Genomic DNA, 24,197 nt, shown 5'->3' with positions numbered 1-24,197 from the left:
TAGGTTATCTTTTGCACCTCCTATTCATTTCATTTTTAATATTTTCAGGTTCTAAAATTTCTAAATCTTCTGAAAACTCCATTAGTTTTCCCCACATTTCATTATTGGGCTTAACTGAAATACTAAAGGTTATGGAAGAATCGTTTTCAGATATTTTTTGCTGAGAAGAGTGCATTAGTTTTGTTTCAATGTAGTAAGCTCTATTTTTTCTTACGTTAAAGATTATGTTTTCAAGTTTGCTATCAGTGACTGTTACGCCAATGATGTCTTTGAAATAGGTTTTAGGGTTGAATTCTCCACTTGGTAATACCTCTTCATGCCAAAAACTAAACTTTGTAATTCTATCCAAAGGTAAGTTTTGGATATTTTCTCTTCCCTTTTCCCAGCCAAATAAAAACCAGCGACTATTGTATTGTTTCAAAAGTACAGGCTTAATAATTCGTTCTTGAATAGAGCCTTGATAAGGCTCGTACATAATCTTTAAAGTACGATTTTCTTTGATGTTTTTATAGAGTTTTTCCAGGTGTTCAAGTCCTTTTAATGACTGTTGTTCAAACTCAATGATTTGACTTTCTTCTCCACCCAATACGCCTATTCTTTGCTCCAATCTCATCAGAATTTCATCTAATACTTTCCAATCTTTTGCTTTCTGTTGGCGTAATAGAGCCAATAATTCATTCAAAGAGCCATATTCTGAATTGTCGAAAACTTCAAAAATTGAGTATGGAATATCATCATAAAAGTATTTTCCTTTACGCTTTTTAACGGGTGCAAAGAAGGTATTTTTTAAAGCTGAAATATCATATTCAATGGTTCGCTGACTCACTTTTATGTCTAATTTACTCTCACACGCATTTGCGAGTGCTTCCCAATCGTAATGAAATTTAGTGCGTAATTTTTGATGGATTAGGAATATTCGTTGGAATTTTTTCAAATCGACTGGCATACTAAATTGAATTTTAAGAGTTTTAGAATAAATAAGTAATCGTAAAATTACGCAAAAAACTTGCGTATTGTAGAGGTTGTTTTGTATCGAAATCAAAAAACAGGACTTATGACAAATACTACGATGCTTTCTTTTCTTGAAAGTCATTCATTAAAAATATGACATCTGAATATTAGAATTGATGTAGGGATTTCAACAGGAATGTTGGATATTTGGGGAGGAATTAAAATCCTTCCTTTTAAAGGATAAAATTTCAAAAATATAAGACACCCACAAGGTATTGATTTTTGCAAAGCGTTTCGCTTTGTGGTTTAGGCATTGTTCTAAACGTAATGTTATGTGTTAACATCGTTGCAAGACATTTGTGACGTATTTAGACATATTACTATTATATATATTATTTATTTAATAATGTGGGAAGTAGGTTCAATTCATACAAAAGAATACGTGGGTGTCTTTAAAATTTATGCAATTAACAGAAGAACAGAAAGAAACTATAAAAATTTGCTTTTCGACGATGGAAAGCATCGATGATTTAGTGGTACTCCTAAATTTTGTCAATCCATTGCTTTATCCTGAAAATTATGAAGGTAAAATAAATGCTATCCAGAAAAAATCTGTTACGTTTTACGCTAATCCAAAACTCTCAGGAGATAAACGCTACGCTGAGTTTTCTATCAGAAAGAAATCAGGAGGAGATCGTAAAATTGCTGCACCCCATAAGTCTCTGAAACTCATTCAAAGTGCGTTAAACTTTATATTTTCAGTTATTTATGAACCCAAAGAGTACGTTACAGGGTTTGTGCCTGAGAAAAGTATTGTTGATAATGCCAAGGTTCATGTTGGCAGAAACTATGTCTATAATATTGACTTAGAAAACTTCTTTCCGAGTATCGAACTCAATCGTGTAAAAGCGGTATTGAAACTCCCTCCTTTTTCACTTGAAGGTACAGAGCGTGAAAAAATTGCTTACTTGATTGCTTGCCTTGCTTGTAAAGATGGGCGTTTACCACAAGGTTCGCCCACTTCGCCAGTTTTATCGAATATTGTATGTCAGAAGATGGACAGACGACTAAGAGGTTTTGCCAAAGCCTTTCATTGCCGATTTACACGTTATGCCGATGATATAACGTTTTCTGCAAATAAAGATGTGTTTAATCAAACCTTCAAAACGGAGCTGAAACGAATCATCGAAGACCAGAATTTTACTATCAATGAAAAGAAAGTGAGATTACAGGGAAGAGGATACAAGCAAGAAGTTACGGGCTTAATTGTAAATGAGAAACTGAATGTAAGTAAAAAATATGTGCGTGAAGTACGTGCAATGTTGAATAATTGGGATAAATTGGGATATGAGAAAGCATCTGAAAAATTCAAGAAGCACTATTATGAAGATAAAGGTCATGTAAAGAAAGGAGAAGCATCTATGCAAAATGTAGTTTGGGGAAAATTGCAATTTTTGAAGATGGTAAAGGGAGAAGAGGATGCTGTGGTGTTGAAATATGAGGCACAGTATAAGAAATTGAACCCTCAACCTTTGCAAGTTAATTTGGATAATCCTACTCTGTCAGATATTTTAGCTATTTGGGAGAATGATATTAATGGAAAAGGAATTGAAGATGCTATGGAGTTATACTACTCTAAATTTAAGTAAAATGCAAAAGGATAAAATTGATTTTATAGTAGATTTATTAGCGGATAACCGAATTGAAGCACCTTTGAAAGAAAAGGTGTCAGATTTGGCTACAAAAGAATTGAAGAGAATTTTTAGTGTTGAAAGCGAGAATCGGGAGAGGATTTTGGAGATTGAAAGGAAGATGTTGAATTTAAAAAATGAGTCAACTTCTAATACACCCACTAATAATACTGACGAAAAACCTAAAAATGATACGATAACTCCACCTAACCCACTTCACACAAAGAACTTTCTTGCTTATTTTAGAGATAGCGAAGGATTAAAATACTTAACGCATGATTATAAAGATTTAGCTAATAAAATTCCAAGGGAAACATTACTTTCAATTGCAAAAAAAGAGTTTGACGAAGCGAAAAGAAAAAATCCAGATGTATATTCTAAGTTACTCAGGAGAGTTGAAGAGTTTGCTTTTAAAGAAAAGCCCAATTGGACAATTAGAAAAGGTAAAAAGGAAACAACGATTAATTTAGGCTGGAAGTCAAAAGAATTTATAGATTGGGAGGCAAGTTCGCTTGTGCATCCATGTATGGATTCAGTTTGGAATACAAAAATGATTGAACCATTTAAAAAAACTATTGAAGTAAGAGATGGTATGTTGTTAGAGATTATTGAAGAGACTATTTCATTAGTTTTTTCAAAAGAAGATTTAGATATTTTTGTAATTAATTATGATAAGACTAATCTCTTATCAGGTCGCTTTTTTACGGATGTAGATTGGTTTGGTCAAGCAATTTATAAGATATTGAGTGGCACAAAAAAGAAAGCGGAAAAGAATGGGTTTTATAATATATCAATCGAATATAAAGAGGTATTTGAGAATAATTATAAATGTCTTAAAATAATTCACCTGGACTCAAAACCAAATAGAAGTTCAGAATCTAATGATTTAATAAGTGGTGACTTTAAAGATATTAGGAGTGTATTGTGGAGTCTTTGCAATTGGGCAATAGAGGCTGAGTTCAGCAATGGATTTAGAAGGAAATATTTACTTTGGGATACTAATATTAAAGAAACAAGTTTTGAAATTCCAAAAGAAGAGGTCAAGGGATTTACACATTTACTTTTATTTTACTAATTATGATTTTAATATTTGATGACACTTTTGTAGAAAGAGAGGCAGACTATCCAACAGATTTTCTTTTGCAAGAAAAATATAAAAATGTTATAAACATACACACACAAATAAAGGGTAGCGAAATAAATACTTTTGAATCAAAAATAACCGATGCAACTTGTATTGCTTGCCATAGGACAATTAAGTTTTATGGTAATTCTGGAAATGTACTATCACAGGAAAAAAATATTCATTTTTTTGACAAATTAGAATCGTTCATCAATAATAGTGGGAAGCCTTACATTTCATTTAGTGGTTCAAATATTCATACGAAGCTAATTGGGGAGAATAATTTAGCAATTAATAAAAGACAGTTTTACTTTAATCTGCAAAATTTTGCTGATTATCTTATTGATAATCAGCAAGTAGAGCTAAGAACGTTAACCTATGGAAAGAATTGGTTAGGATACGAACTATCGGGAATTCAAAGTAATATTTTTTATATTTTAGGACGATACGAAATGTATCAATTTTTAACTGATTTTGATAATATTGAGTCTAAATTATTTTCTGAATTAATAAGATTTAATGATGTAAATGGTTTATTTACATCATCTGAAAGTTGGATACAATACTTGAGAACTAACTATAATGAAATTTTTTTTTTACAATCATTTCTTGAAAAAATTGTAAAATCGTACATAAAATATGGAAAATACATATATAATCTCTGACAATTCAGATTGGATACAGAAAATAACTAAACAATTAGAGTTACCTAATAATCAAGTTTTATTCTATCAAGAATGGCGGGAAGATTTTCTTTTTGATGATTGGGTAAGTATCAATATTAAACCTGATATATCGTACTTGATTATACCTATTGAATTAGGTTCAAATAGATTCAATTCATTTGAAGGGTTAAGGTTGGCAATGCACATAAGATTTATGAAAAGTCATGTAAGGTATTTGCCGATTATCTTCATTTCTAACCGTGAAGAATGGCAAATACGCCAAATGCTTCGTGATAATCTTGATAAGAACCATTTGGATTATTTAATTGGGACAAAAGGAACAGATTTTTTGAAACCTAATATTTCTGAGATAAAGGCTGTTTTAGAGAATATAAAACCTTTAAACGAAGAAGAATATAAAGCTCAATTTTATGACCATATTCATTTATTACCACTTGAAGAAGATGGCGGTAAACACTCCCTCGCTAATATTTGGGGTGCATTGAGATTAAATGAAGTCTTAAATCTCAATGCAATAAATGATAAAAATTTAACGAACCGTACCAAAGAACTTTATTTCAAGTATTTACGAGCTTTTCACGAAGAAAGCAAAGGCAGTTTTGAATATTTACAATCTTTGCAATGCATTGGAAAACGAATTTTGTTGATTGATGATGAGGCTGATAAAGGCTGGAATGATGTTTTAAAAGCAATATTTAAAGGTGCTGATTTCCAATTCATTGACTTTAATAATAAAACGTTTAAATATAAAAAAGAGTCCATAAAAAAAGTAAAAGACGAAAACTGGGATTTAATATTGCTGGATTTACGCCTTAATCCCTCAGAAGAAGACACAAGCAATAAATTAATAAAAACAGAAAACTATTCTGGTGCAAAAATTCTAAAAAAAATAAAAAGACATAACGCCGGGATTCAGGTAATCATGCTTACAGCCTCAAATAAGGCTTGGAATATGAAAAAACTGCTTGATTTAGGTGCTGATGGCTATTATATTAAAGAATCGCCAGAATTTAATTTTTCGGCAGAATTTACCCATGAAAGTTACGATAACTTTGGAAAAGAGTGTAACACTTGTTTTGAAAGACATTACTTACGGAAGATATTTGAGATGGATAAAGTAATTCAAAAAAGGTTAGATTTAGAGAATGGTATTTTGAGCAATGCTACACTAAATCGTGGTGCTGTAAATCTTATAAAGGTATATCTTAAACAAGCTTTTAACGCAATTTACAAATACTCACAGACTCAAAAAGAATATGCGTTATACAGCTTTCTGGAATATTACAAAATTGCAGAATTATTGGGAAAGGAATTAATAGATGATAATACTACCAAGTTTTTTATCAAAAAAAAATCGGGCAATATTGACTTCATAATCAAGACACCATTGCTATCCAAAGTAGAACCAGTCAAAGAGGCTTCGAGTACAGGAAAGTCTTTCTTAAAAGGCTACAAAGAAAAGGATTATACACCAATAAAGGATGATGATGAAGGGTTTTATAAGAAACCCACTTCGTCTTTACGCTTTTCTGGTCTTATGCTTTTAAGATTTGGTTTTGAGGAAGTCAGTGTAGAAACTTTTATGTCTTTGAATAACCTTAGAAATACAGTAGTAGCTCATTCGGCTGATAACTCAGCATCAGAAATTAAAGTTGAAAATGTAATTTCATTATTAGAAATATTGGAAAAAGTATTTCAAAAATTATAAATATGGGACAATACCTCGCTATCGGCATAGCAACTAACTTTACAGCCTCAAAAAGAGAAGTTGAAGCCGTTTCTATTGAAAAAGTAATAGAAAAAATGACCGCTGATATTGGTTTTGATACAAATCTTTATGAATTGGAAGAAACCGAATACTCTTGGCAATGGAATCTTAAAAGCGATAAAATTCAAAGTGAATTTGTGCCTTTTTTAGAGCATTTTTATAGAGTGATGGGTAAATTTGTTCGTCTCGATGATGCCGATGAGGTAATTCAAAAGTTAAAGTCTGAACAGTCCAAATCTCTTCAAGCATTTCTGAAAAAAGGGCATTTCTACAATTTTCAAGAAAGCTACTCAAATGATTCTTATGATTTTTTTTTCGAGAAAGAAGGTTCACAGATGAAAAACAGAGTACGCATCACTTCTGGTGTGATTAGTTTAGCTATGACAGGTAAAATAATGATGGAAGCCACAGGTGGTTTTTTTGAGTTCTTTGAAGCAATGATTCACCAAAATTTTAGTGAATTTGATTTATCGAAAAATATCCGTGTGTACATAGCAGGTTAAACGTAAATAAATACCTTATTTTTCTTTCAAGAACAAAAAAATATTAGACATAAGGAGTATTTTAAGGTGTATATTCTTCATAGACTAATATTTCAAGAAAAATAACACAACTCTCAAAATTTCCACCATTCTTGGTACTCAAACTAATGGCATAGTGTTAAAGGATTGACAGTCAATGGGTTGTGTATTTGTTTCGTCCAGACCGCAAAAGCTCAGAAATTTATTTCTGAGCTTTTTCTTTGTTGGTTAATTCGCTTATTGATAAGTTAGAATCTTCGCTTTTTGGTACATAACTAACGGAGCGTTGTTTACACCGAACAAGATTTTATCACCCACAAAAGCCATGTTTTTAACGTCGCCACGAATGTTTAAACCTGAAGTGTTTTGAGGTAAATATTCAAACGCTCCCTTTCCTTTGTTGATGAAGAGTTGCCCGTGATTGGCATCTAAATTCCCAATTCTTACTCGCATTTTTGAGTTGTTGCCTGCTAACAGTAAATCTGGGAGTTTGTCTCCGTTAATATCTTGAAATTTAATGGCGTTTACCATCGAGAATTGTGCTTGAATGGGTAGTCTTGTAAAACTTAATTCTCCATTATTATTCATTAAAATTCCCGAAGCCAATTCATGAATTTGAGTGGTGAATGATTCTTTGTCGTTCAATAATGTTAGTAAATCTGAGGTTTTTGTCTCTGAATATGATTTATAATCGGTGTATTTTTTCTTGATGCTTGGTAGTTGGCTCGATAGTTCATCTAAACTGTATGCAGGATAATTTTGTCCCTGTATAAAGTGAGACATAATTGGGTCGATGCTTCCATTGCCGTCAAAGTCTTTTACTGTGAGCGTAAATGGCTCGTTTACAGATGCTTTATATTGCGAATTAAGCCCCAAATTGCCTAATACAAGGTCTTCGTCGCCGTCATTATCTATGTCTTGAGCTTCAATGCTTTGCCAAAAACCGTTCAGATTTGGGAGTTCTTTTTTCTCAAAATTACCGTTTTTATTCATCAAAATCGTTACGGGAATCCACTCGCCAACCAAAACTATGTCTTTTAATCCGTCTTTGTTAATATCAATTGCCGTGGCATCTGTCACAATTCCTAATTTTGATAAATGTTCGTTTGGAAGCTCTTTGAAAGTTCCTTTTTCGTTTATTAAAATGGACGAAGGATTATACGCAGGGTAATTATGTGGCACTACATAACCTGCCAGAAATAAGTCTAAATCGCCATCATTGTCGGCATCAAATGGAAGGACTTTACTTTTTGAGCTTCTATTGAGAGGCAGTTTATCTTCCGATTTAGTGAAATTCCCTTTGCCATCGTTTAGGTATAAACGGTCTTGTAATAGAAAATCATCGACCAAATATTCATAACCTCCACTCACTACGTATAAGTCGAGGTCGCCGTCATTGTCTGAATCGAAAAAGGTCGCATCGGCATCGGTACAAAGTTCGTCTTGCTTAAAAATAGCTTGCTGACTTTCTCTGAAATTTCCCGATTTATCTTGTAGTAAAAGTTGTCCTTTTGAGCCTTTTCCACCACCCAAATAAACATCCTCGATTTTATCACCGTTGACGTCTCCAACTGCCAAAGCTGGTCCTTGATACGAATACATTTGTGGTAAAAGGAGCTGTTTGCTAAAATCATTAAATGGCATTTGGCTATGCACAAAGCTATTATTTTGAACTTCTGTATAATAAGGCGTTGGGCTAATAGATTGATATTCAGATTCTTTTTGGTAGTTGATTGTATTCGTTTGGTTTATCTGAAGATTTTTTATGATTTGTGTTGCGTTATCATTCCAGACAATTCTGATGCTATCAATTTTTGTATTGTTCCCTAATCCAAAATGTAGTGGAATGGAAACACTACTCTGAAATCCACGAAGATTTGACGCTTCTTGGTATTGTTTCAACCCTCCCGAATAAGCATAAACTTTTGATCCTTCAATGCTTTTATTGCCGTTTTTAAGGGTAATATTTACAAAATTTTGTGGAGTATTTTCTTGCTGTAAATTCTGATAAATACTGGCTTCTTCGTTGATATTATTGACGATTAATTCAAGGTCGCCATCGTTGTCTAAATCGGCATAAACGGCTCCGTTTGAGTTGATGGGTAACTCAATGCCCCAATCTTTGGTTAGGTTTGAGAAGGTTAAATCTCCGTTGTTTTTGAAGATGTAATTTGTCGTTAGGGTAGAAGGCATTTGCTTGATAATATCGAGCATACTGGCGTTTTCATCACTCTTTTTATCAGCGTAATATTTCACAAAATCCATGTTGGAATAATCTCTTAAATAGCCATTGGTGACAAATAAATCTTTGTAGCCGTCATTGTCATAATCTGCAAAAAGTGCCGACCAGCTCCAATCGGTATTTGAAATTCCCGAGACTTGTCCAATGTCGCTAAATGTGCCATTTCCATTGTTCATTTGCAACATATTTCGCATGATTTCTGGGTGAAAACCATTTTTTAACATAGATAAATATGCTTCATAATTGTCTGGACCAAATAACAATTTTTGACGCTTATTATCTTCTGGAAGCATATCGAGTGTGATAATATCGGGCAGTAAATCATTGTTAAAATCGGCAATATCATTTCCCATTGAAAAATAACTGGTGTGGTCAGTCATCTTGGCAATATTATCGCTAAATGTTCCGTCCTGATTATTGATGTATAAATAATCAGACTCGATGTAGTCATTTGAAACGTAAATATCGGGGAAGTTGTCGTTGTTCAAATCGGCAATGTGAAGCCCTAAACCAAAGCCAATTGGGTTTCCTTTGATGCCTGCCGCAACGGAAACATCAATGAATTTGCCATTATCATTTCGGAGTAATTTATCGCCTGCTAAAGAATCTCGCATGGCGTGAACTGCTTCAACATCAAAACGATTAAAATCTTTGACATTGTGGTTCATCACGAAGGCATCTAAATCGCCATCTTTGTCGTAATCAAAAAATGCAGTTTGGGTAGTAAAACCATTGCAATCAAGTCCGTATTCAGCCGCTTTTTCGGTAAATTGTGGCGATGAACTATTTTTATTATTGATGTAGAGTTTGTTTTTGCGTAATGCAGGATTGTCAACATTGCCCGAAACCGAAACATAAATATCATTCCAACCGTCGTTATTTATATCTACTATCGAAACGCCCGTTTTCCATTCGCCATTAAATGTAATGCCCGAATTTTCGGTAACATCTTCAAATTCAAGTCCTTTTCCTTTATTGATATACAATTTGTCGCTTCCCATATTGGCAGTAAAATAAAGGTCAATCAAACCGTCATTATTAAAATCAGCCGCTGCGACACCACCGCCATTATAGAAATATTCGTAGTTTAAAACATTTTGGGTTTCGTTTTCTTCGATTTTATTGATAAAGCTAACGCCTGTTTTGGCAGAACTTAGTCTATCAAATTTTTTATTGTTAGTCTTGCAAGAGGTTAAAAAAAGGACAATAATTATGGTAAAAAGAGGAGGAAGGAAAGGAAGGCGATTCATGTTTATATAAAGTATTTCGGGTTGACTTTAAATGAAAGAAACGGAGCAAATATAGCTCCGTTTCAGTAAATCTCTATTATGAAACAAAATTACTACTTATCCCACCAAATTTTAGATGTGAAAGTATCTCCACCTGTTAAAGATGCAACCGCAGCTTTATAATTATCAGGGTTGTATGATGCTTCCGTAGATTTGTATGGAATTCGTCGTGGAATTGTACCGTTTGAGAAACCGTTTGGATAAACAACTGCCGTTAATGCAGGGTATCCAGAACGTCTCCAGTTAGACCATGTTTCAATGAAGTTGAATGTGCTACCAGTAGCTACCCAAATTTGCTCATTGATTTGTTTTAACGATGCTTCTGTTGAACTTACGTTCAAAGGGTTTTTCGTTAAAAATGCGTCCATTGCCGTTACTGCTTTCGTAATTGAAGCATCACCGCTGGCAGTTGTATTAAACTGTGCTAATGAAGCTGCTGCTGCTTTTACACCTGCTTTGTAGTGGTCTGCTGCGGTAGTTGTTCCAACATTCCAACCTTTTATTTTTGCTTCTGCTAAAAGAAGTTCAGTTTCTGCATAAGTCAATACGAAGTTTACACCACTTCTATCAATGAAAACTGAAGTACGTGGACGAGAATATTTACCTACACGTGCTACGTCTGCTCCTGAACCCGATGCTCCCGGATATTGTGGATGTTTAGCAACGTCAGTTGTTCCACCGTTCAAATCATATCCGTTTGGCAAACCAATTTGGATTGCTTCGCTGTTATCTCCTGCAAGATTTTGGTCTGTATTTTTGGCGTAACCTTCTTGCGAAACTTCTGCAATAGCACTTAAACGTGGGTCAGCAGTTGCTTTTAAATAGTCAATGAAAGTTTTGCTCCATCTTACTTCACGGTAATCGTCTGGTACTCTTAATGCACCACTTGTATTATTTCCGTTTGTAGCGTTGTCGGTTAATACTTTTGCGTTATCGTCAATGCTTGAAAAAACACCACCTGTATATGCTTTTTCAGCCCAAGTTTTAGCGGCTGCTGCATCAATTTTTGTTAAACGCATCGCTAATTTTAGCATTAACGAATAACCAAATTTCTTCCATTTCGTAACATTTCCACCATACATTAAATCAGCGGTTGGACCAGCTTTTGAGGTGTTCAAAGCAGTAATGGCTGCATCTAATTCTGTAAGCATTGCAGGATAAATAGCCGCCTGAGTGTCATATTTCGGTAACGTAATTCCTTCTTTAGCCTTTAATGCTTGTGAATATGGAACGTCTCCGTAACAATCTGTAATACGAGCTAAACAAAGCACTTTCATGATTGTTCCAATGTTGTATAAATTGGACATTTCAGGTTTGTCTTTTGTCAAATTTTGCATTTCGTAAGACAATGAAGCCGCACGGTATGTTTCTTCATGTACTCTTCCTTGATAAGCAATAAAACTTCCAGAAGGTACATATTTATCACCGTTTCCGTAATAAGAAAACGTTGAAGCAAGCACTTGAGTCCACATACTTTGGAAAAGTAATTGTGAATAACCCGTATTTCCGTACTCAAATTGAGATTGAGATAAAAGGTAATTTGGATTAAAAACTGCGGAACTCGTCTTGTTTGGGTCAGTATTTATCGACTCGAAATTGTCAGTACAAGAAGTCGTAAATACCGTAATTAATGTCAATATATATGCTATTTTTTTCATATTTTCCGAATTTAGAATTTAACATTTAGGTTGAAACCGTAAGTTCTGGTTGATGGTAAACTGTTACCTTCAATACCTGCGTAACTTAAAATCGGAGAGAAACCTGCTTCTGGGTCGATATTATCAGTATATTTCAAGAATGTAAATAAGTTTCTACAAACTAATGATACTTCAACTGCCTTGATTGGCGTATTTCCAAAGATTTTTGGATTGATTGTGTATCCCAAAGTCACTTGTCTTAACTTAATGAAACTTCCGTCCATCACGTTCAATGCTGAAATTCTTCTTGCTAAGTTTTGATAGTAAGTTTGAGCTGGCACGTTTACTGTATTGGCAGAACCGTCAGCCGTAACACCATTTGCCACAACGCCCGTCTCACGACCTGCCAATGTCATCTGGTTCAAACCTCTGAAAATAGTGTAATAGTTTGTCGCTGAAAGCACTTTGTTGCCAAAACGATAGTCAATCAAGAATGAGAAATTAAAGTTTTTGTAAGTAAACTCATTGTTGAAACCACCATAAAATTTAGGTAAAACTGAACCCATTGGTGTGCGTTCTGCCGCTTGTACAGGAATACCAGAAGCATCTACTACGATTTTACCATTTTTATAAACGTAGTCATAAGCCATGATTTGTGGGCCGGGTAAGCCTTTAATCAATGCCGTATTGGCGTTTAATGGACGGTAAGTTCCTAATCCTAATTGTTGTTGGTCTGAACCAGAACCGTTGATTTCAACAATTTTGTTGCTGATAAACGTAAAGTTCAATGAAGTTGACCATTTTAATTTACCCGTTGAAACAGGAATACCCGTAATCAAAGCTTCTAAACCTGAGTTCTGAGTAGAACCTGTACCGATTTGTTGATTGCTAAATCCTGTTGCTTCCGACAATGAACCATTGATGATTTCATTGTTTGTTTTACGGTTGAAATATGCAAGGTCTAAACCTAATCTATTTTGGTAAAACTTCAATTCTGTACCAATTTCAAATTCTGAAAGTGTATATGGTTTCAAGAATAAGTTTGGTAATGTGCTACTGAATGAACCCGTAGTTGTTCCTTGAATGGCAGAACCTACGCTATAATATTGTGAAGTGCTATAAGGACTTGCAGGCTCACCACTAACTACTGCATAAGATGCTCTTAATTTTCCGTAGCTCAATTTTGAAGAATTAGCTAATTCAGTGAAGTCATAACTTAATGATACTGAAGGCGTGAAAATTCCGTAGTTATTTACTGGTAAAGTAGAGAAGGCATCATAACGACCCGTTGTTGATAAAATCAACTGATTTTTGTAGTTGAAATCAACTGAATAGTATGCCGAGTTTGTTTGCTTTTCGTTGTAGTCGTAAGAACGGTTGAATGAAAGTACGTTTAATGGACTGTAAAAGAATGGAATCACGAATGGACCTCCACCAATTGCCATTCTGTCGTATTTGTTTTTACGAATAGCCACACCACCAAGCACATCAACGCTAATATCTTTTACTAAGTTGAAATTTCCACCGATGATAGCGTCTGCGTTAAGTTCAGAAGTTGAAGCCGTTGAAAGTTCATCAAATCCACCTTTCTGACCATTTGAATAAGCCGTTCCTGTTGGTGTAATTTTGAAAATTCCGTCATTCAATTGGTCATAACCTAAACGAATTTGTGAGTAAATGTTTTTCGTAAAGTCATATTTTGCCGTGATTGCAGAAATCATACGTTTACGTTTTACATCATTTCTATAACGATTTACCACAAACCAAGGATTGGTTACATAAATATCGTCATTGTATTGTGTTTCGTTACCGTTTTCAGTCGTTGCATCAAAACCTGGATTCAACACATTTTGGTCAAGGTTGGTTGCCAAGAAGTTAATGTTGTTAGCATTCATTGGACCATCACTCAATTGTGGTTTGTTTTGATTCAATTCATCAACATAATTGAACATTAAATCAACTTTCAATTTATCTCCGAATTTCTGAGAACCTGTGAAGTTGAAAGTTTTTCTGTCAAGACCACTGTTACGAAGAATTGAATTATTACTCAAATTAGCAATTGATAAACGGAATGCACCATTGTCGTTTCCGTTTGAAATTGAAATAGAGTTTGTCAAAGAAGAACCGCTTCTGTAAAAGTTTTTGATATTGTCTTTTACTGCCGAATAAGCATAACTTTTTCCGTCAAATTGGATAGTTGAAGCACCGTCCAATTTTTCACCCCAACTCAACATACCACTGTTCAATGCACTTGTTGTGTTGGTTGGTCTTTTTCCGTTTAAGCCTTGCCCGTAAACATATTGGTAATCTGTAAAATTGATAGCTTGGTCAGTAACTGCATTTAGGTTATAGTCGATTGACATTTTACCTTTTTTGCCCGATTTCGTTGTAATCAAAATTACACCGTTTGCAGCTCTTGCTCCATAAAGTGCCGAAGCCGAAGCACCTTTCAATACCGACATACTTTCGATATCGTCTGGGTTAAGGTTAGAGATACCGTCTCCGTTATCAGCACCACCCCATTCTCCAGCACTACCTCTTTGGGTATTGTCGATAGGCACACCGTTCATGACAATTAATGGAGAACTTGCCGTAAAACTCGCCATACCTCTCAATAAGATTCTTGCAGAAGAACCAGAACCTCCGTTTGTTCCAGAGATATTCAAACCTGCCACTCTACCAGCCATTGAATACGCAACGTTAGTTTCTCTGGCTTTTGTCATTTGCTCGCCACCAACCGTCGTTACGGCATAACCAACTTTGCGAGCTTCTTTCGAGATACCCAAAGCCGTTACAACAACTTCGTTCAAAGCATTATTCTCTGGCGATAAAGCAACGTTAATAACACTAAGACTTCCAACAGTTACTTTTTTTACACCAAAACCAACATAGCTAAAGCTGATAATATCTCCTGCTTTTGCATCAATAGAATACTCTCCTTTGTCGTTAGAAACTGTACCTTTGGTTGTTCCCTGTAAGGCAACATTTACCCCGTAAAGTGGTGCTCCAGCTTCGTCCGATACCTTTCCTCTTATGCTCATTTTTTGGGCTATACCCTCAAGAGAACAAACCGAAAAGATGAAGCAGTAACAAAACATTTGTAGCGCTTTCTTCATAATTTGTGTTTTAGATTAAAATTGGATTGAAAATTTATATTAACTGAAAATAAAATTATGGATGGGCGAATAATTTTTTATTAATATTTAATTAACAACGTCATAACTTAGCTTAATGCAGTGATAATAATAAGCCTTAAAATACAAAAAACGCCTTTCTGATAGTTCAGAAGGGCGTTTTTTGTCAAATTCCTAAAATATTTTATTGGGCTTTCTATAAATCTAAAAACTCTCGATATGGGATTGTGTATTCCTCAGAATAAAGCCTTTGGTAGTCTTTTGCAAACTTTTCGTAAGAACTTTTAGCTAAAGAATGCTTCCCTAAATGGATTAATGACTTGCATTTTAGAGACATTGCTTTTTCATCAATCGAATCAAATTTGAAAATGTTATCTGCAATTTCTACGATTTTTTCTGCATCGTCTTCAACCGTTAATTGCTCCGAATATGCCAAAAGGACATCAATAATTTTATTGGAAATTTCGCCTTTAAAATCATCCAACCATTCATATTCCAGATTCGATAAAAACGACCCCTGATTGATGATGGCTAATAGTTTTTTGACTTGTGCATTACTCAATACTTTTTTAGATTGTGTTAAATTTTGGATTTCGTAATAATCAATATTTACTTGGGAAGGCTCAAAAATGATTTTCCAATTCCCTGAATCTTTGTTGATTTGAATGCCCGATAATTGTTCAAAAATTGATTTTAATTTGGTAATATTTACCGAACGGTTATTTCTGGCACTATTGGTTGATTTGTCGTACCAAAATAGTTCATTCAATTTTGAAGACTCAATTCCTTTATTCCAACGAATCGAATTTAATAAAATGAACAAAAACATTTCTTTCAATAATGGCGAAAACTGATTGGTCAAATCTACCTCTTGATTATTGATTACCTTGAAAGTTCCGAACAAAGAAATCTTCCCTGTTTCGGCGTTTTTCTCTTCTTTTAGGCTTTCAGTTTGTACTATTATTTTGGGTGCTTCCGCCACCTTTTTACTCTCTATTTTAAGGTCTTCTTGAATGATTTTAACAACTTTTTTTTGCTTTGTTTTCTTCTTCCTGAAATACCAAATACCAATAAATAAGCCAGTTAATCCTACAATTCCCAATATCCACCATTGAGAATTGGCTTTATTAAACTGAGTTTTGTTTTGAGGATAAACCGTAAGATTTGTGGGTGGAAAATTGAGAGAATAAATGCTTATCTCTGTCGAATCTACGGGTGTTCTATCAAAGAAACTGGTTACACAAAATAATTTCTGATTCTCTTGGTCATAATACAAATCTGCAAAGCTTGAAACGTCCATAAATTTGTACGGAATTTCCTTAGAAATACGTGTAAATGTAGGATTTGTCAGCGAACCTTCTATTAATTGTAAACTTGAACTTAATGTTAACTGGTTGTAAATCAGTCCATAAAATGTTTTTTTGTTGTCATTCACAATAAGAGAAGACGCTACCACAAAGGGGTCGTCTGGTTGTGAAAGTTGATATACTTTTTTGGAAGTATTGGTCTGCCAATCAATTTCAAAAAGGTCATAATAATTTTGAGGACTCAAGCCTTGGTCGCCAGATTTTGAGCCAAAACCACCAAAAATAAATGATTTTGTAGCTCCATAATGCCCCAAACCAAACATATAACGTGGTTGAATTTCATCACCTTTTAGCACAATATCCGACCATTTTTGGGTGTTAAAAGAGAATTTTTGAACTCTATTTTTATACTTAAATTGCCCATAACCACCAATGAACGCCATTGCAGTGTCGTTGGGGTAAATGTATTTATTATGATGCCAATATTCGGTTAAATTAAATTGTTCATTGGGTGAAATATCCCAAGAATTTTGGGCTTGATTATAATTAAAAATCTTCTGTTCGTTTAATCTTACATTGATTAATTTCTGCTGATTTTTTAGGTAAATACCAGCATCTCCGAAGGTAAACTTAGCGTGTTGACTTACGAAATCTTTAGATGAAAATACATCATTATTGGTATTGAGGAAGTATGAGCGGAGGTTACTATTGATGATAATTTGGTGTGATTTTTCATCAAAAGCAAAACTGGAATTACCTTTAAATTTGATTTTTTTCAAAAGTTTCCATTCGTAATGGTCTTTCAATAACCATTGTGGATTTTTGGCAATTGCCTGATTTTGACCGATAATGTCTAACGATGAATTTCCAAAAACTTCTTTTAAAGTCCAATGGTGAGTAATTTCATCGTCAGATTTTAGAATAATATTCCTCAAAAACATGGGAAGGGCATCGCTCGTCAAAAACTTCGGATTTGAACATTCTCCTGCATAAATCTTAAAGCATTTATTGAATTTGAAAGGCAAAATTCCTTTTCCAAAAAGCTGATTATTACAGTAAAATTGGAGTTGATTGTCTTGAATGAAAATTTTGAAATGATTCCATTTTGAGTATAAAGCAGCGGAGTCGAGTTGCCTTCCAATTTTTATATCTTGCCCTGCGGAAACAATCCTAAAATGTTGCTTTTTACCTTTAGAATCTGACTGAAAAAGTAAGTCTATATTCCTATTGTCATCATCAATTATCCTGAAAACGTAACCAAAATATGAGCTTACTTTGGGCTTGAATTTTAAATCGAATTCTAAGGCAGTATTTTCATCGGAGCAGAAGCTTTTTTCTTTTCCTAAAATTAGAGATGTTCGTTTGTCGATAACGACCTCATGCCCCAAAAATTCCAGTCCATATTCTTGTCCAATTACCTCTTGATTTATGATTAGACCAATAAAGAATATATAAAGAAATTTAGATTTAAAGAGGCTCTTCCACATATTATCAATTGTAAGCTATTAATGGGTTGTTGATTGGGTAAATGCTAAAACGACGTTATGGTAAGTGGTTACGATAAATTAGTTATCAAGTAACGACTTTGTATAATAGGCTCACTTTCAGTAAATTAATTGAAGTAATTTGAAATCAATCTGCTAAAGTAAATTTGCTTGATTCCGTATTAATCAAATATTAATTTTTTATTTATCGACCTACATAATTTTGATGCACTTAGCTTTATATACAAAGCTATTTTTTAACGAGTCAAAATGCAAATTCTTACTACGATATTAGTGCGAATTGTGCATCTTTTAAGGCTCTTATCGTATAATATTTGTTTAAACTTTTACTAAATGAAAAATTTCTGTATTATATTACTGCTGATGCTCTCAATGTCGGCTTTTTCTCAAAACACGCTTCATCAGACATCTTCGCAGTATCAATATCCAACTGAACCAGCCGTCAGACAAAAATTGGAAGATTGGCGAAATTTGAAATTCGGAATGATAATCCACTGGGGTTTGTACGCCGTTCCAGGAATTATTGAGTCTTGGCAAATTTGTAATGAAGATTGGATTACGAGAGATTCTACCAGTAAATATGACGACTATAAAAAATGGTATTGGGGTTTAAATAGTCAGTTCAATCCTACCAAATTTGACCCAGAATCTTGGGCAAAATCAGCCAAAAATGCAGGAATGAAATACGTGGTTTTCACGACGAAACACCACGATGGTTTTGCCATGTTCAATACCAAATTTTCAGATTTTAGTATTAGTAATGGCCCGTTTGCTACTAACCCAAAAGCAGATGTTGCCAAGTATGTTTTTGATGCTTTCAGAAAAGAAAATTTCATGATTGGTGCGTATTACTCAAAACCAGATTGGCATTCTCAATATTTTTGGTGGGACAGATACGCTACTCCTGACAGAAATGTGAATTATGATATTCGTAAATTCCCTTGGCGTTGGAATCAGTTTAAGCAATTTACCTATAACCAAATTAATGAATTGACTTCTAATTATGGTAGTATTGATATTTTGTGGTTAGATGGTGGTTGGGTGCGTCCACTCGAAACGGTCAATGATGAAGTACGTTCTTGGGGAGCTCCAATTCCTCCTTTTAGTCAAGAAATTGATATGCCCGCTATTGCTAACATGGCTCGTAAAAACCAAAAAGGACTTTTGATGGTAGATAGAACGGTGCATGGCGAATTTGAAAATTATCGTACCCCAGAGCAAAGTATTCCAAAAACGATGTCGGATACGCCTTGGGAAAGTTGCATTACGCTCGGCGATGCTTGGGGATACGTTCCGAATGATAATTTTAAGACTTCTAATAAAATAATTCATACCTTAATTGAAGTAGTTGCCAAAGGTGGAAGTTTATTGCTTGGCGTTGGACCAACTGCTGAAGGTACGCTTTTGCCTGTTCAGACAGAACGCCTAAAACAAATTGGCGATTGGTTAAATATCAACGGAGAAGCTATTTATAATACCAGAGCCATTCAAGAGTTTCATGATAAAGAGGTATTTTTTACGAAAGGACAAAATTCAACGCATTTCGCATTGGTGAGAATTCCCGAAGGACAATCGCCCGAAACTGTAATTTCTTGGACTACCAACCTACCAAAAGCGGGTAGTAAAGTAACTTTATTAGGCGAAATTGTGAATTTGAAATGGGAAATAAAAGACAATACTGTACAAGTTGTTTTACCCAAAAAACTGCTTGAAAAATATAAATCATCACCCGCTTTAGCCTTTAAATTTGAAAAATGAGATATTTGAAATTTTCCTTGATATTGGTATTCGTTGTACTTTGTTCAAACGGTTTTTCACAGTATAAATTAGTCAGAGACGGATTTATCAATGACAATGCGGAGGAAAAAGCGTGTCATGCCTCAACCATTGTAGAATTATCCAAATCTCGATTAATGGCAGCATGGTTTGCGGGTGAATATGAGAGCAATCCCAAAGTTTGTATTTGGGTGTCAACTTTTGAGAAAAACGTTTGGAAAAAGCCACAAAAAGTTGCTGACGGAATTTTTGAAGGAAAACAATACGCTTGTTGGAATCCTGTACTTTTTAAAAATAAGCAAGGAAAATTATTTCTATTTTATAAAGTAGGTGTAAATCCAAGAGAATGGTGGGGCATGATGAAAACCTCATTGAATGATGGCAAAACATGGTCGAAAGCCGAGAAATTGCCTAATGATATGCTTGGGTCAATCAGAAATAAATCTATCCAATTGAGTTCTGGCGAAGTATTACATCCATCAAGTACCGAAAGCGTAAAGGGCGAAATTTGGAAATCGCACCTTGAAATATCAGATTCAAATGTCAAAAATTGGCAGAAAATTGAGATTGATTGTGGCGAATTTGGCGTAATTCAGCCCAGTATTTTGGTACATAAAGGTGAAATTTTGCAAATGCTTTTACGGAGTAAACAAAATAAAATTATCCAGTCGTGGTCGATTGATAAAGGCAAAACTTGGGGTAGATTGACACCCACTAATTTACCAAATCCCAATTCGGGTATTGATGCCGTGACGCTCAAAGACGGTTCATTTATTTTGATTTATAATCCACTAATAGCTGGAAAAGAATGGTCGAATGGCAGAAATATTTTGAAAGTAGCTCATTCTAAAGACGGAATAAATTGGACAGATATTTATGAACTTGAAAACGAAAAACAAGGAGAATTTAGCTATCCAGCCGTCATTCAAACAAGTGATGGTCTAATTCATATTACTTATACTTTTGACCGTAAAAAGATAAAACACGTTGTTTTAAAAACTAAATAATCTCACGTGTTAGTGGGGTGACTTCCCGAAAGTTTTAACACTTTCGGGAAGTTAAACGACAAAGCAATAATATTATAAACTTTAACTATCTTGAAAATGAATAACTTATTGAAAATAAAATTATTTCTATTTGTCTTGTCATTCTCGGTCAATTCAATAGCACAGGTCAAAAAAAATGCTCCTTCGCCTGTTTATCCCATTCCCACTGCCAAACAATTAGCTTGGCACGAGATGGAAATGAACGCTTTTATTCATTTCACAACCAATACTTTTACCGATAAAGAATGGGGATACGGCGATGAAAGTAATTCGGTTTTTAACCCGACCAACGTTGATGCAAACCAATGGGCAAGCAATTTGAAAAATGCAGGATTCAAAATGATGATTTTAACGACTAAACATCACGACGGATTTTGCCTTTGGCCAAGTAAATTCACAGAGCATTCTATCAAAAATAGTCCCTATAAAAATGGCAAAGGAGATATTGTAAAAGAAACAAGTGAAGCAGCTAAAAAAGCAGGGTTGAAATTTGGCGTTTATTTATCGCCTTGGGATAGAAACAGAGCCGATTACGGAAAACCGTCTTACGTTGATTATTACAGAAATCAATTAAAAGAACTATTTACCCAATACGGAAAAGTAACCGAAATGTGGTTTGACGGAGCCAATGGGGGAGACGGTTTTTATGGCGGAGCAAATGAAAAACGTAAAATTGATGGAAAAACATTTTATCAATGGTCAGAAACCTTGAAACTCATTCGTAGTATTCAGCCCAATGTTGTATTTTTTAGTGACGCAGGTCCAGACATTCGTTGGGTAGGTAACGAACAAGGCAAAGCAGGCAGAACCAATTGGAACAACATCACTACGGATACACTTTATGCAGGTAAAGGCGGAATTGAAGAATTATTAAATACAGGTTCTGCCGAAGGGAAAAATTGGGTTCCTGCCGAAGTCGATGTTTCTATCAGACCGGGTTGGTTTTATCATGCCAAAGAAGACAGTTTAGTAAAAACGCCAGAGAAATTATTTGATATTTATTTGACATCAGTAGGGCGTGGCTCAAATTTATTATTGAATGTTCCGCCAGATAGAACTGGACAATTTCATGCCAATGATGTGAAGGCGTTACAAGGTTTTAGTGCTTTAATGAAGAAAGAATTAGGTAAAAACTTGGCGGTAAATGCTTCAGTAAAAGCAGATTCGTATCGTGCAGGTTTTGCTCCAAGTTTATTAACCGATGGCAAAAAAGATACGTATTGGGCAACCAATGACGATGTTAAAACTGCAAGTTTAGAAATCAATTTAGGGTCGCAAAAAACGGTTAAATACATTTTGTTACAAGAATACATCCAATTGGGACAACGAATAAAAGCCTTTAGTGTTGATGTTTGGAAAGATGGAAAATGGCAAACTGTTGCCAACGAAACTACGATTGGCTATAAACGAATTGTAAAAATTTCGCCAGAAAAAACTGATAGAATTCGTGTCAATATTTTAGATTCAAGAGCTTGTCCTGTACTTTCAAATCTTGAAGTTTTTTAGAGTAATTAATTACAAAAGGAGGCTGATTGACACTCTACTAATAAAGATGAAAATTTAGGTATTTACCGTTCAACTTCCCGAAAGTTTTGAACTTTCGGGAAGTTCTCCAAAATCTACTTTGGTCTATTAATTTAAAACACCAAAGTAGAATTAAAAACTTCCTCCTTTTCAAACACTATCTTTCGTTCATTCATTTTCAATCCCAAACTTCTACATTTTTACGCTCGAATGAGTTTTCTTTTCCTTCTCGTTATTTTTTGAAAAATTGTCATAAATTTACACCGAATAACTAACCACAAAAATATTAATGTTAAGCCGAGTTAAAAAGTGGCTCAAAAGTTTTGAGAAATACCTTTTTTATTACCACGACGGTTTTTTTGAGCTTCCTTATCTATCAAACTCTCCCGAAGTAATGATTGAGAGTTTGAAAAAAATGCCCGTCACCAAATATAACCCATTAGAGCAATCAATACTTTCTAATAACCCTTTCACGAAAGGAGAAATGCGGTATCGAGAGATTGAGACTGGCTTTTGGGTACTTGCCACTCAAATTGAGTTTAAAGTAAATGTGCATACCAGAGCCATTTACGATGAAGGTGGTTCTGACTATTATTTCTTGGCATTTTCGCTTTATCGTTGTGATATTCCTTTAGTGAATATGCACGTCAATAAAATTACGATGCCTAATAAAAGTTGGGCAATTTATAAACCGGGTAGCGAAATTGATGCCTATCATTATAAAGGAACAGAAGGGCTTTTCTTGAATTTTGTATTTAATCATACTTGGTTAAACCAAAATTTGTTTGGTGGAAAAGGCTCAGAAAGTGAATTGCAAAATTTCCTAAATCTTCATACTGGGCATATCACTTGGGAGGATGTTGTGCCTGATGCCGAAACTATGGCTCAGAAAATCTGGAAAAATCTTTTGCAGGGGCAAGAAGAACGCTTTAATGCTTTATCGTTAAAAATACAGACGCTTGAACTTATTTCTACTTTTTTTACCAATATCAATAAAGAGAAAGTATTGGAACAAACTTTTCCTCAAAACGAAGCCGACCGTGTGGCTTTAGTAAAGGTTGAGAAAATATTGATGGACAATTTGACAGAAGGTTTTATGGGTATTGAAGCTATCGCCAAGCAAATAAATATGTCAGAATCTAAGTTAAAGGTCGTTTTTAAAGGCGTTTATGGGCAATCCATTTATCAGTATTTTAAGGAAAAACAAATGGTTTTAGCCTTTCAACTACTTAAAAATCCCGATGTGCAGATTAAAAATATTGCAGCGTCTTTAGGCTATGAAAATCCGGGAAAATTTACTGCGGCATTCAAAAAATATCATAAAATCTTACCTTCAGAAGTCATAAAATAGTTATAGATTTTACACACTAAAAATGTCTTAATGGATTATTGATTTGTCGTTTTGGATTATCGACGAGAATCTTTCATGTTTTACCTTTGTGCATTCTTCAAAGCTTGTATTCCAACCGCCCAAACGAGCATTAACCACACCCAAATTTTAAGAGAATGCGAGATAATCATTACTTCCTGTTACCCAACAAACATCGAAAATTTGAGCAAATACTTTATTCAGATATACTGTATCTGCAAAGTAACAGCAATTATACCCTCATACATTTACAAGATGGTTCAGTAAAAATTTCTACTAAAACGCTACTTTTTCACATCAACAATTCTTTAGACGAGAGTTTTATCAGAATTCATAGAACATTTTGCGTTAATAAAAATTACATTCAAAATCCTGATGTTAATGGCAATACCGATTTTTTACAAATTAGAGGAGGTATTCAATTAGCTCTTTCTCGAAGAAAAAGACGAGAAATATTAAGAGAGAAATCGCTTGAATTTTCAGGAGAAAATCAATCAATAGAAGAATTATCAACGATAGCTCCTTAGTTTTTATATAAGTGTATTTCAGACAAAATATTTACCTAACACTCCAATATATGCAAAAGTCTATGATGATATAAAATATCTGTGCAGAACTCAATAGACTC

The 24,197-nt window shown here is 34.3% G+C and carries 15 protein-coding genes; 10 read left to right on the top strand and 5 right to left on the bottom strand.

The features are described from left to right. Positions 1 to 4 precede the first annotated feature (4 nt). On the bottom strand, positions 5 to 946 hold the full coding sequence (locus tag LV89_RS04905) for a helix-turn-helix transcriptional regulator (RefSeq protein ID WP_158279511.1): 942 nt from the start codon (positions 944 to 946) through the stop codon (positions 5 to 7). Positions 947 to 1,412: 466 nt separating this feature from the next. On the opposite strand from LV89_RS04905, the gene LV89_RS04900 reads away from it, so the two are divergent. Genes LV89_RS04900 through LV89_RS04880 form a run of 5 tightly spaced genes read left to right on the top strand, consistent with a single transcriptional unit; the run spans position 1,413 to position 6,722 of the window. Continuing rightward, positions 1,413 to 2,600: a reverse transcriptase domain-containing protein gene (locus LV89_RS04900; RefSeq protein ID WP_109741757.1), complete on the top strand. Its 1,188-nt coding sequence runs from the start codon at positions 1,413 to 1,415 to the stop codon at positions 2,598 to 2,600. 1 nt (position 2,601) lies between these two features. Then, positions 2,602 to 3,717 (top strand): hypothetical protein, encoded by a 1,116-nt coding sequence (locus LV89_RS04895; protein ID WP_146199078.1) that lies wholly within the window; start codon positions 2,602 to 2,604, stop codon positions 3,715 to 3,717. A gap of 2 nt (positions 3,718 to 3,719) precedes the next feature. Further along, entirely contained in the window at positions 3,720 to 4,430 is a 711-nt protein-coding gene (locus LV89_RS04890) for a hypothetical protein (protein WP_109741755.1), read from the top strand. Then, positions 4,405 to 6,159: a response regulator transcription factor gene (locus tag LV89_RS04885; RefSeq protein ID WP_109741754.1), complete on the top strand. Its 1,755-nt coding sequence runs from the start codon at positions 4,405 to 4,407 to the stop codon at positions 6,157 to 6,159. Before LV89_RS04890 ends, LV89_RS04885 begins: the two co-directional genes overlap by 26 nt. A 2-nt stretch (positions 6,160 to 6,161) precedes the next feature. Then, complete coding sequence (locus tag LV89_RS04880) at positions 6,162 to 6,722, top strand: hypothetical protein (RefSeq protein WP_109741753.1); 561 nt, start codon at positions 6,162 to 6,164, stop codon at positions 6,720 to 6,722. Between the two features lie 255 nt (positions 6,723 to 6,977). Here the strand turns inward: LV89_RS04880 and LV89_RS04875 are convergent, their stop codons facing one another. The 4 genes from LV89_RS04875 to LV89_RS04860 all read right to left on the bottom strand — a co-directional run bounded on the left by LV89_RS04875 (position 6,978) and on the right by LV89_RS04860 (position 17,836). Next, a complete protein-coding gene (locus tag LV89_RS04875) occupies positions 6,978 to 10,232 on the bottom strand; it encodes a VCBS repeat-containing protein (protein ID WP_109741752.1) in 3,255 nt (1,084 codons plus the stop codon). Between the two features lie 92 nt (positions 10,233 to 10,324). Further along, positions 10,325 to 11,929: a SusD/RagB family nutrient-binding outer membrane lipoprotein gene (locus LV89_RS04870; RefSeq protein ID WP_109741751.1), complete on the bottom strand. Its 1,605-nt coding sequence runs from the start codon at positions 11,927 to 11,929 to the stop codon at positions 10,325 to 10,327. A gap of 11 nt (positions 11,930 to 11,940) precedes the next feature. Further along, the gene (locus LV89_RS04865; RefSeq protein WP_229201477.1) at positions 11,941 to 14,949 is read right to left on the bottom strand and encodes a SusC/RagA family TonB-linked outer membrane protein; all 3,009 of its coding nucleotides are present in this window, start codon (positions 14,947 to 14,949) and stop codon (positions 11,941 to 11,943) included. 289 nt (positions 14,950 to 15,238) lie between these two features. Next, complete coding sequence (locus tag LV89_RS04860) at positions 15,239 to 17,836, bottom strand: hypothetical protein (RefSeq protein ID WP_109741749.1); 2,598 nt, start codon at positions 17,834 to 17,836, stop codon at positions 15,239 to 15,241. A 351-nt stretch (positions 17,837 to 18,187) separates the two neighbouring features. Here LV89_RS04860 and LV89_RS04855 point away from each other — a divergent pair, with 351 nt between their 5' ends. The 5 genes from LV89_RS04855 (at position 18,188) to LV89_RS04835 (ending at position 24,096) form a co-directional block, all read left to right on the top strand. Further along, a complete protein-coding gene (locus LV89_RS04855; RefSeq protein ID WP_109741748.1) occupies positions 18,188 to 19,612 on the top strand; it encodes an alpha-L-fucosidase in 1,425 nt (474 codons plus the stop codon). Continuing rightward, positions 19,609 to 20,637, top strand: coding sequence for a sialidase family protein (locus LV89_RS04850; protein WP_109741747.1), 1,029 nt, complete (start codon positions 19,609 to 19,611; stop codon positions 20,635 to 20,637). The genes LV89_RS04855 and LV89_RS04850 overlap by 4 nt, the downstream gene beginning before the upstream one ends. Positions 20,638 to 20,733: 96 nt before the next feature. Then, positions 20,734 to 22,182, top strand: coding sequence for an alpha-L-fucosidase (locus LV89_RS04845; RefSeq protein WP_109741746.1), 1,449 nt, complete (start codon positions 20,734 to 20,736; stop codon positions 22,180 to 22,182). A 307-nt stretch (positions 22,183 to 22,489) separates the two neighbouring features. Then, positions 22,490 to 23,551: a helix-turn-helix domain-containing protein gene (locus LV89_RS04840; protein ID WP_109741745.1), complete on the top strand. Its 1,062-nt coding sequence runs from the start codon at positions 22,490 to 22,492 to the stop codon at positions 23,549 to 23,551. 155 nt (positions 23,552 to 23,706) lie between these two features. Then, positions 23,707 to 24,096, top strand: coding sequence for a LytR/AlgR family response regulator transcription factor (locus LV89_RS04835; RefSeq protein ID WP_109741744.1), 390 nt, complete (start codon positions 23,707 to 23,709; stop codon positions 24,094 to 24,096). The last annotated feature ends 101 nt before the right edge of the window (positions 24,097 to 24,197 follow it).

The sequence above is a fragment of the Arcicella aurantiaca genome, assembly GCF_003148625.1.
Taxonomy (GTDB): Bacteria; Bacteroidota; Bacteroidia; order Cytophagales; family Spirosomataceae; genus Arcicella; species Arcicella aurantiaca.
Note: the sequence above shows the minus strand (reverse complement) of the source record. Positions and strands in the feature narration are given on the sequence as shown.